A 12,094-nucleotide genomic window follows, 5' to 3' on the forward strand; every position below is an offset into this window, starting at 1 on the left:
GGCCTGCTGACTTTATGCGAATGCGCCTTATGTTACTGGGCGGCGGAAATGCCCTTGGGCAGGCGCTGATTCGCCTCGGTGCAGAGGAAGACATCGGTTTCCTCGCCCCCCGCCCGCCGCAAGACGGCTGGGATGCCGCGAGCCTGACGCAACTGCTCGACGACACCCGTCCGGACGCGTTGATCAACCTCGCCTATTACTTCGACTGGTTCCAGGCGGAGGCGGTCAGCGAACAACGTCTGGCCGGGCAAGAGCGCGCAGTCGAACGCCTGGCCGAACTGTGCCAGCACCACAACATCGTGCTGCTGCAGCCTTCGAGCTATCGCGTGTTCGATGGCTCCCGCGCCACCGCCTACAGCGAAAAAGACGAACCGGTGCCGCTGGGCCTGCGTGGTCAGGCGTTGTGGCGAATCGAGCAGAGCGTTCGCGCTACCTGCCCGCAGCACGTGCTGCTGCGCTTCGGCTGGCTGCTCGATGACAGCCCTGATGGCAGCCTCGGCCGTTTCCTCGAGCGGGCCGAGCAGCCGGATGAATTGCTGCTGGCCGACGACCGTCGGGGTAATCCGACGCCGGTGGACGACGCCGCCCGGGTGATCATTTCGGTGCTCAAGCAACTCGACTGCGCAGCGCCGTTGTGGGGGACTTACCACTACGCCGGGCATGAGGCGACCACGCCGCTGGCGCTGGGGCAGGCGATCCTCACCGAAGCGCGGGCGTTGCATCCGCTGGCCCTCGAAGCACCGACCGCCCAGGCCCATGCCGCGCGGCCGGATGCCGCCGAAGAACCGCAACATGCGGTGCTGGCCTGCAAGAAAATTCTGCACACCTTCGGCATCAAGCCACGCGCCTGGCGTGCGGCACTTCCCGGACTACTGGACAGGTTCTATCGCCATGGCTGACGGCCCCGTTTTAATCACCGGCGGCGCCGGTTTCATTGGCTCGCACCTGACCGATGCCTTGCTCGCCAAGGGCTATTCGGTGCGCATCCTCGATGACTTGTCGACGGGCAAGCGCAGCAATCTGCCATTGGATAATCCGAAGGTCGAACTGATTGTCGGCGACGTCGCCGATGCCGCGCTGGTGATACGGACCATGGCCGGTTGCAGCGCCGTGGCGCACCTGGCGGCAGTGGCATCGGTGCAGGCTTCGGTGGACGATCCGGTGAAGACCCACCAAAGCAATTTCATCGGTTCGCTGAATGTCTGCGAAGCCATGCGCCAGTCCGCGGTCAAACGGGTTGTGTTTGCCTCCAGTGCGGCGGTGTACGGCAACAACGGCGAAGGTGAGTCGATCGATGAAGACACAGCAAAATCACCGTTGACGCCCTACGCGTCAGACAAACTGGCGAGCGAGCACTACTTCGATTTCTACCGGCGCGAGCATGGTCTTGAACCGGTGATCTTTCGCTTCTTCAACATCTTCGGTCCGCGTCAGGATCCGTCCTCGCCGTACTCCGGTGTGATCAGCATTTTCAGCGAGCGCGCGCAGAAAGGCCTGCCGATCACTGTGTTTGGCGACGGCGAGCAGACCCGGGATTTTCTCTACGTCGAGGACCTGGTGAAGTTGCTGGTGCAAGCCATCGAAAAGCCTCAGGTTGAGCTCGGTGCGGTCAACGTTGGCTGGAATCAGGCGACCAGTCTCAAGCAATTGCTGACCGCACTTGAAAGCGTGGTCGGCGAGTTGCCTGCCGTGAGTTACGCCCCGGCACGTTCCGGAGACATCCGCCATTCACGGGCGAACAATCGGCAATTGCTGGAACGTTTCAAAGCTCCCGCGCAAACGCCGTTGAACGTTGGCCTGGCGCGGCTGCTGGGGCAATAGAAAAAGGCGCCTGTCAAAGCGCCTTTTGCGTATCGTTCCCACGCTCTGCGTGGGAATGCCTCAATGGACGCTCTGCGTCTGCTCTTGGGACGCGGAGCATCCCTGGCCGCATTCCCAAGCGGAGCGTGGGAACGATCTTCACCACCACGTGAATCCTTAGAATTTATAACCCAGACCGACCATGTAGATGAACGGATCGACATCCACGTTCACCCGTGCCCGGGTGCCCGGTGCAACGGCGTTGTTCTCCACGGTCGCGCGGGTGTCGATGTCGATGTAGCGCACCTGGGCGTTGATCATCACGTTGTCGGTCAGCATGTAGTCGGCACCAACCTGCCAGGCCATGCCCCAGGAATTGCTCGCCTTGAAGTTGCTGAAACCGGCGGCACTGGCCTGGCTGCCAACGTGTTCGTCGTAGATCCAGGTGTAGTTGATGCCGGCGCCCACATACGGCTGGAAAGCGGACTTCCCGTCCAGTGGGTAATACACAACGCTCAGCGTCGGCGGCAGGTGTTTGAGCGTACCGAGTTTGCCGTTGGCGGCACTCAGCGCGGTGTTCTTGAGTTTCACGTCGTGCTCGAACGGTGTGGCCGCGAGCAGTTCGATACCCCAGTTGCTGGTCAGCATGTAGGCAACGTTGAGGCCCAATTGCGTGTCGCTGCTCATGGTCGCCTTGCCGCCCAGGTCGGCGCCGCTCAGCGGGCCTTGATCGACCTTCACGGTGGAGCTGTCGGCTTCCGGGTTGACGGTGATCGCGCCGGCGCGAAGGATGATGTCGCCCGCCTGGTGGGCGTGGGCGAGCGGGGCTGCGAGCGCGAGGGCGACCAGCGATGCGCCGAGCAAAGACTTGTTCATGGGGGCTCCAAAGGACGTTAAAAATGTTCGATGTCCAATGGTAAGTTGCCTAACGATTCGGTCTTTTGATGCAGCTCAATGAAACAGTGGAAGGTCTGGCTTTTGTGGAATGTCTGAGGACCTCTTCGCGGGCAAGCCTCGCTCCTACAGGTTCAGCGTTGCGCCCGAAGCGCCTGTAAGGCAGTGCTCATGAACCACAGAACGCGGTCGCCGCACCCCGCGTGCTGCAGGAGCGAGGCTTGCCCGCGAAGGCGTCTTCTGAATCAACAAAACAACTCCGGACTCATTCGGGCAATTCATACAGATAAATTTTCTGCGCTTCCATCTGATACCCGGCATCCGCCAATTCGCTGGTGGAGGGCTTGACCTGCATCGGCCCTTCGATCCAGTACGGCTGATACAGCTCATCGAGCTTCACCCCGACTTCGCTTTTGACATGCACGATCTGATTCGACGGCGGTGGCGGCACGTGAATGCAGGCGCCGAAATACGGCACCAGCAGAAAGTCCGTGGTGCGTCCGTCTTCACTCACTTCCAGCGGCACGATGTAGCCCGGCAGGCGAATGTTCTGCCCGTCGAGCGCTTTGACCACCGGCGCATTGGGCATGTCCTGCTTCGCTGCTGGCGCTGACTCGGCAGACAATGCATCGCTCATCTTCGACAGGTCGTGCAGCGGCGTCATGTTCGGCACTTCCGGTGCGGCATCCGGCGGGATCATTTCCGACCAGGTCAGCTCTTTCGGCTCGGCCGCCCATAGCGGCAGAGCGACCAGCATCAACAGCGCAAAGACAGCGCGGGGCATTTTCAAAGTCCTCATAAACGGATCGACAGGCCATCAGCCAGGGATTGGCGATAAGCACGCCAGGCCGGCACGCTGCCCATCAGCAGCGCGGCGATCAGGATGCCACCGAGCAGCGTCCATTCATATTCGCTGGGCCAGGCCAATGGCAAAAACAGCCCGTAATTGGCTTGCACGTAACCTTGAGCCGCGGCGATGCACACGTACAGCAGTGCCACGCCCGCCACTACGCCGGACAGCGCCAGGGCAAAAGCCTCAAGCACCAGCAAGGTCGCAACATGCCACGGCCGTGCGCCCACCGAACGCAGAATCGCCATCTCGCGGCGGCGTTCGTTGAGGCTGGTGAGAATCGCTGTGAGCATGCCGATCAACCCGGTCAGCACCACGAACAAGGACACCACGAACAAGGCTTTTTCGGCGGTGCTCATCAAGCTCCACAGCTCCTGCAGCGCCACCCCCGGGAGGATCGCCAGCATCGGCTCACCACGGAATTCGTTGATCTCGCGTTGCACGGCGAAGGTCGAAATCTTGCTGTTGAGGCCGAGCATGAACGCGGTGATCGCTTGCGGCTTCAGGTCCATGTTGCGTGCCTGATCGGCGCTGATTCGCCCGTTGCCCCGGGCCGGCACACCGTTGTGCCAGTCGATGTGAATCGCTTCCATACCGCCGAGGCTGATGTGCAGCGTTCGGTCCACCGGTGTGCCGGTGCGCTTGAGAATGCCGACCACAGTGAACGGTTTGTCATCGTGCTTGACCAGACTGATCGCCGCCACGCCGTGGGCCAGCACCAGTTTTTCGCCGAGCTTGTATTGCAGCGCATCGGCCACTTCGGCGCCGAGCACCACTTCAAACGGATCAGTGGCGAAGGCGCGGCCAGCGGCCAGTTCCAGGTGTTGTTGACGGCCGTACTGGTAATGCTCGAAGTAGGCCTCGGTGGTGCCCATTACCCGATAGCCGCGATGGGAATCGCCGAGGGACATCGGGATCGCCCATTTCACTTTCGGGTTGTTGGCGAAGTGTTCGAAGCTGTCCCAGCGGATGTTGTTGGTGGCGTTGCCGATGCGGAACACCGAGTACAGCAACAGATTCACCGAGCCGGAGCGCGCGCCGACGATCAGGTCGGTGCCGCTGATGGTGCTGGCGAAACTGGCCTTGGCCTCGGTCCGCACGCGCTCGACGGCCAGCAGCAGGCACACCGACAGGGCAATGGCGAACGCGGTCAAAATCGCGGTGAAGCGACGGTTAGCCAGGCTGGCCATGGCTAGACGGAACAAATACATCTCAGACCTCGGACGGGCTGGCGGCGCGATTGAGCTCGGCCAGCGACAGGTTGCGATCGAACAGCGGCGCCAGGCTCTGGTCATGGCTGACGAACAACAGGCTCGACCCGGCTTCGCGGCATTCGGCGAACAGCAGGCGAATGAAGTTTTCCCGGGCGTCGGAATCGAGCGCCGAAGTCGGTTCGTCGGCGATCACCAACTCCGGCTGACCGATCAACGCGCGTGCGGCGGCCACTCGTTGCTGTTGGCCGATGGACAGCGAATCGGCACGCCGACCGAGGATGTTTTCATCCCTTAAACCCAGGTGGGCGAGCAGGGTGGCGGCGGCTTTATCGACGCTGCCGTGACGCTGCCTGGCCCGTTCGGCGCGCAGTTTGGAGAAGTGGCAGGGCAGTTCGACGTTTTCTCGCACCGACAGAAACGGCAGCAGGTTGAACTGCTGGAAGATGTAGCCGGTGTGATCGACGCGAAAGTGATCGCGGGCACCGGCCGACAGCTCGGTGAGCTCCTGGCCGAGCAGGCGAATGCTGCCGCGATCAGGCTTCTGCACGCCGCCCAGCAAGCCGAGCAGGGTGGTCTTGCCGCTGCCGCTGGGGCCTTTGAGGAACAGGGTTTCACCAGGTGAAAGGCGAAACGCCGGAATGTCCAGCAGCGGCGGATGACCGGGCCAGCTGAAGCCCAGGTCGGACAGTTCGATGAGTGTTTGGGTCATGGCGCCGATTTCAAGAATGTTGATGATCCGTAGGAGCAAAGCTTGCTCGCGATGGCTACACCGCGGTTTAACAGGAGCTCCGCGCTATCGTTCATCGCGGGCAAGCCTTGCTCCTACAGGATCCGGATAGATTCAGAATTTCAGGGCCGCGGCCTGGGCCGTCACTTCAACCCCTTGCTGGCCGCTCGGGCCGATCAGTTGTACCTGAATTGTCCGGGTCGCCGGGAAGCTGTTGAAAATGTTCGCCAGATCCAGGGTCTTCAGCGCCGCCGGTGTGGCGCAGGTGAACTGGTAGTGGGCGTGGATTTCGCTGTGGTCGTGATGATGCTCGTCCTTGGCGTCGCCATCGTGGTCATCATCGACGTCTGGTTTATCGCCAAACAGCGGGCTTTCCAGGGTCTGGTTTTGCACCACGCAGCCTGCAGCTTTCGCCAGGTTGAACAGCGTCAGTGGTTTCTCCAGCTGAGTACGAACCGCTGCGACTTTGGCTTTGTCGGCGTCGGTGGTCGCGGCATGTTCGAAGCCCACCAGGTTCATCGCCGGGCTTTCCAGCTCCAGCTCGAGGGTCTGGCCGTCCAGCACCGCGTTGAGCCGGCCGACACCGTGCTCATGGGCACCCAGGCTGCCGTGTTCATGATCGTGATCATGGTCATGCTCGTCAGCCGCATGGGCGACAGCCAGGGGCAACAAGGCAAACGGCAAAGCGAGCAACAGACGACGCATGGCGAGTCTCCGGAAAGTAAAGTGAACAATCTGTTATGTAATCTTATAACGTAAGTGCGGAGAGTTTGACTGGCTGCTTGGCGTTGCACAAGTCCCATGGGAGCATGCAAGTCAGAAATGTGCAGGAGCAGACTTATGTTGCGAATTCGCGGAAGCATCGGCGACTGGCCGGTGGATTTGACGCTGGAAATGGATGACGCCGACTGGGCCAGGCTGGGCGCGCAGTTGCAGGTCGATAAAGTCGACGTCAGCGCGCCAGCGGCGAAATCGATGAGCCAGGATGATTCGCTTTGGCAGGTCGCCAGGGATTTGCTGCGCAAGGCCGGACAGTTGAGCGGGCCGGATCTGCTCGATCAACTTGAAGCTCTGACCGGCAGCGCCGCAGCGGGCAAGCGCTTGTTGGTGCGCCTGCGCCACAGCCCGGATGTGAAGGTGGAAAGCGGCGGCGATACACCGATTTATCGCTGGCTGTAGGAGCCGGCTTGCTGGCGATGCGGACGCTGCGTTTCAGCAGGTGAACCGCGTCATCGTGCATTGCCAGCAAGCCGGCTCCTACGGGGCGTGATCAGTACAGTGCGGCAAACAACTTGCGACGGTAGGTGCTCACCAGTGGGTGGTCATTGCCCAGCAGCTCGAACACTTGCAGCAAGGTCTTGTGCGGCAGGCCTTCGTTGTAGCTGCGATTGCGGATGAACAACTTGAGCAGGGCATCCAGCGCGGCGTCGTATTGCTGGCGGGCCAATTGCTGAATCGCCAGTTGATAGACCGCTTCGTCGTCCTGCGGGTCTTTCGCCAGTCGCGCCTTCAGGTCAGCGGCATCTGGCAGATCCCGGGCCAGGCCGAGAAACTTGATCTGCGCCTTGGCACCGGCGAGGGCAGCCTTGTGTTCGTCGCTCTTGACCGCATCGAGCACAACTTGCGCCTCGCCCAGCTCACCGCGCTCAGTGAGGCAGCGTGCGTAGAGAATCAGGGCCTTGGCGTTGGTGTTGTCTTCGCCCAGGATGACTTTGAGCAGCGCTTCGGCATCGGCGAATCGGCTGTCGTCGAACAAGGCCTGGGCCTGTTCGAACGGATCGGCCGCTGCTGGTGGCGGCATCTGCACATGAGGTTCAAGCAAGGCGCGCACAGCGGATTCCGGCTGCGCACCGGCAAACCCGTCCACCGGTTGACCGTCCTTGAACAGCACCACGGTCGGCAGGCTGCGAATACCGAAGCGGGCGACGATGTCTTGTTCGATGTCGCAGTTGACCTTGGCCAGCAGCAATTCGCCCTGATAGCTCTCGGCGATGGTCTGCAGCATCGGCATCAACACTTTGCACGGCGCACACCATTCGGCCCAGAAATCCACCAGCACCGGTTTGTGGAAAGAGTTCTCGATCACCGACTGGTCAAAATCGGCAGTCGTGGCGTCGAAGATGTACGGCGTTTGCTGACTCATGGGCAATCTCGTAAAAGCGTGAATGGGGCCACTATACGGCCTGGTGGGGGGCGGCCGGAAGTCGGAACATTGATCGTTCCCACGCTCTGCGTTGGAACGCTTCAAGGGACGCTCTGCGTCTGCTTTTGAGACGCGGAGCGTCTTGGGCTGCATTCCCACGCGGAGCGTGGGAACGTTCATGTCCGGGCGGCGTGATACAGGCTCACATGCCGAAACTCTTCCGGCTCGGCCAGATCCGGCAAGGTCATGGCTTCGAGCATTTCGATACGCCGGTACAGCGGATGGCGAAAATCCCGTACCCGCGAATCCGCCACCAGCGCCTCCCGGCCACGACTCAAGAACTCATCGAGCAATGGCAGGTTGGCCCGGTCGTACAGCACGTCCGCCACCAGAATCAGATCGAAGCGATCGGCCTCGGCAAAAAAATCCGTCGAGTAGTCGAGTTGTACGCCATTGAGTTCGGCATTCGCCCGACAGGCGGCAATCGCCAGCGGATCAAGGTCACAGGCCACTACTTCCAGTGCGCCGGCCTTCACCGCGGCAATGCCCGCCACACCGGACCCTGCGCCAAAATCCAGCACACGTTTGCCTTCGACCCAATGCCGGTTGTCGGCCAGATAACGGGCCACGGCCAACCCGCTGGCCCAGCAGAAACTCCAGTAAGGCGGCTCGTGCAGGATGCGCCGGGTTTCTTCTGGGCTGAAGGCACGGTCCATGTTGTCGCCGTCGATCAGCCACAACTTCAGATCGGTCTGCGGTAGCTCACAGGCGACCAAGCGCGCATCACCGAGCAGTTCAGCCAACGCCTGTTGCAGGTCGAGCGGTGCACTCATGGGGCTTTGACGAATTGCAGTTGGCCCAGCGCCTGGGTCGTCGGCTGGGTAATCACTTGCGACGGCAGATGCAGGATCAACTGGCCGGACTGGCTGGCGCGGCCTCGCAGTTCGACACGGGCACCGGCGGGGAAGGATTCTGGATTGAAACGCAGGTGGAACGGCAAAATCTGGTTGTTGCCGATCAGGCTGGAACTGGCGAGCAATTGTTGCGGGCGGTCCTTGTCATCGATCACCAGCAAGGCCAGTTCGACTTCGGCTCCGGTCGGTACGCCTTGCAGAGTGCCGCTCAATTCCCGTTGATGGGCGGGCAACGGGCCGAGTTTGGCGGCCTCTTTGGCTTTTTTCTGCGCTTGTTGCGGCGCAGGGCCGGGCGTTGGCGGCTGGGGCTGGGGTGCATCGCTGCTGCAGGCCACCAACAGGCTGAAAAGGCTGAGCAAAACGAGCGGACGTAACGACATTGGCAGCTCCGGAAAGATGAAATCCATGGATCAATTGATCATCCCGTCTGTATACCGCAAACCCTATGGCTTGTCTTGCCACCGGGATGCGCTACCATGGCCCTCCCTTTTTTTGTTGCCTGCCACCATGCACTGTCCCTTCTGCGGTGCCAACGACACCAAGGTCATCGACTCGCGTCTGGTCGCCGAGGGCGAACAGGTGCGCCGCCGGCGTGAATGCCTGGCCTGCGGCGAACGTTTCACGACGTTCGAGACCGCCGAACTGGTGTTGCCGCGCCTGATCAAAACCGACGGCAGTCGCCAGCCGTTCGACGAAGAAAAACTCCGTGCCGGCATGCAGCGGGCGCTGGAAAAGCGCCCGGTGAGTGTCGAACGCCTCGAATCGTCGCTGGTGCACATCAAACACAAACTGCGCGCCACCGGCGAACGCGAGGTCAAGTCCCTGGTGGTCGGTGAACTGGTGATGGCCGAGCTGCAAAAGCTCGACGAAGTCGCCTATATCCGTTTCGCTTCGGTGTATCGCCGCTTCCAGGACCTCAACGAGTTCCGCGAAGAAATCGATCGCCTGGCCCGTGAGCCGGTGAAAGAATGACCACGTCCGCCGAACAGGCCATCCTCGACGCGCATTACATGGCGCGCGCCCTCGAGCTGGCGCGCAAGGGGCACTACACGACGCATCCCAATCCACGGGTTGGCTGCGTGATCGTCCAGGCCGGGCAAATTGTCGGCGAAGGCTGGCATGAGCGCGCCGGTGAACCCCACGCCGAAGTCCATGCCTTGCGCGCCGCCGGTGAACTGGCCCGGGGCGCGACCGCTTACGTCACCCTCGAGCCTTGCAGCCACCACGGCCGCACACCGCCCTGCGCCGATGCGCTGGTGAATGCCGGTGTGGCGCGGGTCGTCGCGGCCATGCAGGACCCGAACCCGGAGGTTGCCGGCCGTGGCCTGCAACGTCTGGAGCAGGCGGGCATCGCCACCGAAAGCGGCGTGCTGGAAAGCGAAGCGCGCAAGCTCAATCAAGGTTTCCTGAAACGCATGGAACACGGCCTGCCGTTCGTGCGGGTCAAACTGGCCATGAGCCTTGACGGTCGCACGGCGATGGAAAACGGCGAGAGCCAATGGATCACCGGCCCGGCGGCGCGTTCGGCGGTGCAACGCCTGCGAGCCCAGGCCAGCGTGGTATTGACTGGCGCGGACACGGTGCTGGCGGACAATGCTCGTTTGACCGTACGCGCCGATGAGCTGGGCCTGGACGGGGAGCAAACCGCACTGGCCATGAGCCGGCCACCCTTGCGGGTGCTGGTCGACGGGCGTCTGCGGGTGCCGCTGGATGCGCCGTTCTTCAAGGCTGGCCCAGCGTTGGTGGCGACGTGCGTGGCGGTGGAAGAACAATATGCCAATGGCCCGGAATGCCTGATCGTGCCGAGCTACGATGGGCAGGTCGATCTTCGTCAGTTGCTGGTCGAGCTCGCCAGGCGTGACGTCAATGAAGTATTGGTCGAGGCCGGCCCACGGCTGGCGGGTGCCTTCGCCCAACTCGGTCTGGTGGACGAGTTCCAGATTTTCATCGCCGGCAAGTTCATGGGCTCTTCGGCGCTGCCGTTGCTGGATTGGCCGCTCGCGCACATGAAGGATGCGCCCGAGCTGAAAATCACCGAAATTCGCGCGGTTGGCGATGACTGGCGGGTCACTGCCATTCCTTCGCCAGCCGCGAGCGTATAATTCCCGGCCATCGCGTAGGCGCTGGCTTTGTTCTCGAGGAGAACCTCATGTTTACCGGCATCATCGAATCCATCGGCAGTATTCGTGCATTGACCCCAAAGGGCGGTGATGTGCGGGTTCACGTCGAAACCGGCAAGCTCGACCTGAGCGACGTCAAACTGGGCGACAGCATCGCGGTCAATGGCGTGTGCCTGACTGCCGTTGAATTGCCGGGCAATGGCTTTGCGGCGGATGTCAGCCGTGAAACCCTCGACTGCACCGCCATGAACGACCTGAAAAGCGGCAGCCCGGTCAATCTGGAAAAAGCCCTGACCCCGACCACGCGCCTCGGCGGGCATCTGGTCAGCGGTCACGTCGATGGTGTGGGCGAAGTGGTTGCCCGCACCGAGAACGCCCGCGCCGTGGAATTCCGTATCCGCGCGCCAAAAGACCTGGCCAAGTACATCGCGCATAAAGGCTCGATTACTGTCGACGGCACCAGCCTGACCGTGAACGCGGTTGATGGCGCGGAATTCCTGCTGACCATCATTCCGCACACCCTGAGTGAAACCATCATGGCGTCCTACCAGCCAGGTCGCCGGGTGAACCTGGAAGTGGACTTGCTGGCCCGTTATCTGGAACGTCTGCTGTTGGGCGACAAGGCTGCAGAACCAGCCTCCGGCAACATCACCGAAAGCTTTCTGGCCGCCAACGGCTACCTCAAATCCTGAAGCTCAAATTTCAAAAGAAGGGGGTGCCTTGTGGCGCTCAATAGCATCGAAGAGCTGGTTGAAGATATCCGCCAAGGCAAGATGGTCATCCTCATGGATGACGAAGACCGCGAGAACGAAGGCGACCTGATCATGGCCGCCGAGTGCTGCAAGCCCGAGCACATCAATTTCATGGCCAAGCACGCCCGTGGCCTGATTTGCATGCCGATGAGCCGCGAGCGCTGTGAATTGCTCAAGCTGCCATTGATGGCGCCGCGCAACGGTTCCGGTTTCGGCACCAAGTTCACTGTATCGATCGAAGCGGCCACCGGTGTCACCACCGGCATCTCCGCCGCCGACCGTGCGCGCACCGTGCAAGCGGCTGCGGCCCGTGATGCCAAGGCCGAAGACATCGTCAGCCCGGGCCATATTTTCCCACTGATGGCCCAGGCCGGCGGTACGCTGGCTCGTGCCGGCCACACCGAAGCGGCGTGCGACCTGGCGCGCATGGCCGGTTTCGAGCCAAGCGGCGTGATCTGCGAAGTGATGAACGACGATGGCACCATGTCCCGTCGCGCCGAGCTGGAAGCGTTTGCCGCCGAACACGACATCAAGATCGGCACCATTGCCGACCTGATTCACTATCGGATGATCCACGAACGTACCGTTCAGCGGATTGCCGAGCAGCCGCTGGACAGCGAACTGGGCCAATTCAACCTGGTGACCTATCGTGATTCGGTGGAAGGCGACGTGCACATGGC

At 61.7% G+C, this 12,094-nt stretch carries 15 protein-coding genes; 7 read left to right on the forward strand and 8 right to left on the reverse strand.

Annotation, left to right across the window (positions count from 1 at the left end; genetic code table 11):
* The first annotated feature begins 14 nt into the window (after positions 1-14).
* Together D8U69_RS06590 and D8U69_RS06595 are read left to right on the forward strand one after the other, a co-directional pair.
* A complete protein-coding gene (locus D8U69_RS06590; RefSeq protein ID WP_056855858.1) occupies positions 15-899 on the forward strand; it encodes a sugar nucleotide-binding protein in 885 nt (294 codons plus the stop codon).
* Positions 892-1,821 (forward strand): NAD-dependent epimerase/dehydratase family protein, encoded by a 930-nt coding sequence (locus tag D8U69_RS06595; protein WP_130906953.1) that lies wholly within the window; start codon positions 892-894, stop codon positions 1,819-1,821. The genes D8U69_RS06590 and D8U69_RS06595 overlap by 8 nt, the downstream gene beginning before the upstream one ends.
* Positions 1,822-1,977: 156 nt before the next feature.
* Here D8U69_RS06595 and D8U69_RS06605 read toward each other — a convergent pair whose 3' ends face one another.
* From D8U69_RS06605 to D8U69_RS06625, 5 genes are all read right to left on the reverse strand, one after another.
* Complete coding sequence (locus D8U69_RS06605; protein WP_056855856.1) at positions 1,978-2,676, reverse strand: OmpW family outer membrane protein; 699 nt, start codon at positions 2,674-2,676, stop codon at positions 1,978-1,980.
* 283 nt (positions 2,677-2,959) lie between these two features.
* Entirely contained in the window at positions 2,960-3,478 is a 519-nt protein-coding gene (locus tag D8U69_RS06610; protein ID WP_056855855.1) for a DUF3299 domain-containing protein, read from the reverse strand.
* A gap of 11 nt (positions 3,479-3,489) precedes the next feature.
* Complete coding sequence (locus D8U69_RS06615) at positions 3,490-4,755, reverse strand: ABC transporter permease (protein ID WP_056855854.1); 1,266 nt, start codon at positions 4,753-4,755, stop codon at positions 3,490-3,492.
* A gap of 1 nt (position 4,756) precedes the next feature.
* The gene (locus tag D8U69_RS06620; protein ID WP_130906954.1) at positions 4,757-5,467 is read right to left on the reverse strand and encodes an ABC transporter ATP-binding protein; all 711 of its coding nucleotides are present in this window, start codon (positions 5,465-5,467) and stop codon (positions 4,757-4,759) included.
* 132 nt (positions 5,468-5,599) lie between these two features.
* Positions 5,600-6,190, reverse strand: coding sequence for a DUF2796 domain-containing protein (locus D8U69_RS06625; protein ID WP_130906955.1), 591 nt, complete (start codon positions 6,188-6,190; stop codon positions 5,600-5,602).
* Between the two features lie 135 nt (positions 6,191-6,325).
* Here D8U69_RS06625 and D8U69_RS06630 point away from each other — a divergent pair, with 135 nt between their 5' ends.
* Complete coding sequence (locus tag D8U69_RS06630; protein WP_130906956.1) at positions 6,326-6,664, forward strand: hypothetical protein; 339 nt, start codon at positions 6,326-6,328, stop codon at positions 6,662-6,664.
* Positions 6,665-6,755: 91 nt separating this feature from the next.
* On the opposite strand, the gene trxA is transcribed toward D8U69_RS06630, so the two are convergent.
* From trxA to D8U69_RS06645, 3 genes are all read right to left on the reverse strand, one after another.
* Positions 6,756-7,628 carry a thioredoxin gene (trxA, locus tag D8U69_RS06635; protein ID WP_056855850.1) on the reverse strand — a complete coding sequence of 291 codons (873 nt, stop codon included), beginning with the start codon at positions 7,626-7,628 and terminating at the stop codon, positions 6,756-6,758.
* A gap of 176 nt (positions 7,629-7,804) precedes the next feature.
* On the reverse strand, positions 7,805-8,461 hold the full coding sequence (locus D8U69_RS06640; protein ID WP_130906957.1) for a 50S ribosomal protein L11 methyltransferase: 657 nt from the start codon (positions 8,459-8,461) through the stop codon (positions 7,805-7,807).
* Positions 8,458-8,922, reverse strand: coding sequence for a YbaY family lipoprotein (locus D8U69_RS06645; protein ID WP_056855905.1), 465 nt, complete (start codon positions 8,920-8,922; stop codon positions 8,458-8,460). The genes D8U69_RS06640 and D8U69_RS06645 overlap by 4 nt, the downstream gene beginning before the upstream one ends.
* 127 nt (positions 8,923-9,049) lie before the next feature.
* Between D8U69_RS06645 and nrdR the strand changes: the two genes are divergently transcribed.
* From nrdR to ribB, 4 genes are all read left to right on the forward strand, one after another.
* A complete protein-coding gene (gene nrdR / locus D8U69_RS06650; RefSeq protein ID WP_003228656.1) occupies positions 9,050-9,514 on the forward strand; it encodes a transcriptional regulator NrdR in 465 nt (154 codons plus the stop codon).
* On the forward strand, positions 9,511-10,644 hold the full coding sequence (ribD, locus tag D8U69_RS06655; protein ID WP_130906958.1) for a bifunctional diaminohydroxyphosphoribosylaminopyrimidine deaminase/5-amino-6-(5-phosphoribosylamino)uracil reductase RibD: 1,134 nt from the start codon (positions 9,511-9,513) through the stop codon (positions 10,642-10,644). The genes nrdR and ribD overlap by 4 nt, the downstream gene beginning before the upstream one ends.
* 47 nt (positions 10,645-10,691) lie before the next feature.
* Positions 10,692-11,354: a riboflavin synthase gene (locus tag D8U69_RS06660; RefSeq protein WP_056855847.1), complete on the forward strand. Its 663-nt coding sequence runs from the start codon at positions 10,692-10,694 to the stop codon at positions 11,352-11,354.
* Between the two features lie 30 nt (positions 11,355-11,384).
* A partial coding sequence (gene ribB, locus D8U69_RS06665; RefSeq protein WP_130906959.1) for a 3,4-dihydroxy-2-butanone-4-phosphate synthase occupies positions 11,385-12,094 on the forward strand: 710 nt, incomplete at its 3' end.

Source organism: Pseudomonas sp. Sample_16, assembly GCF_004307665.1.
Classification (GTDB): Bacteria; Pseudomonadota; Gammaproteobacteria; order Pseudomonadales; family Pseudomonadaceae; genus Aquipseudomonas.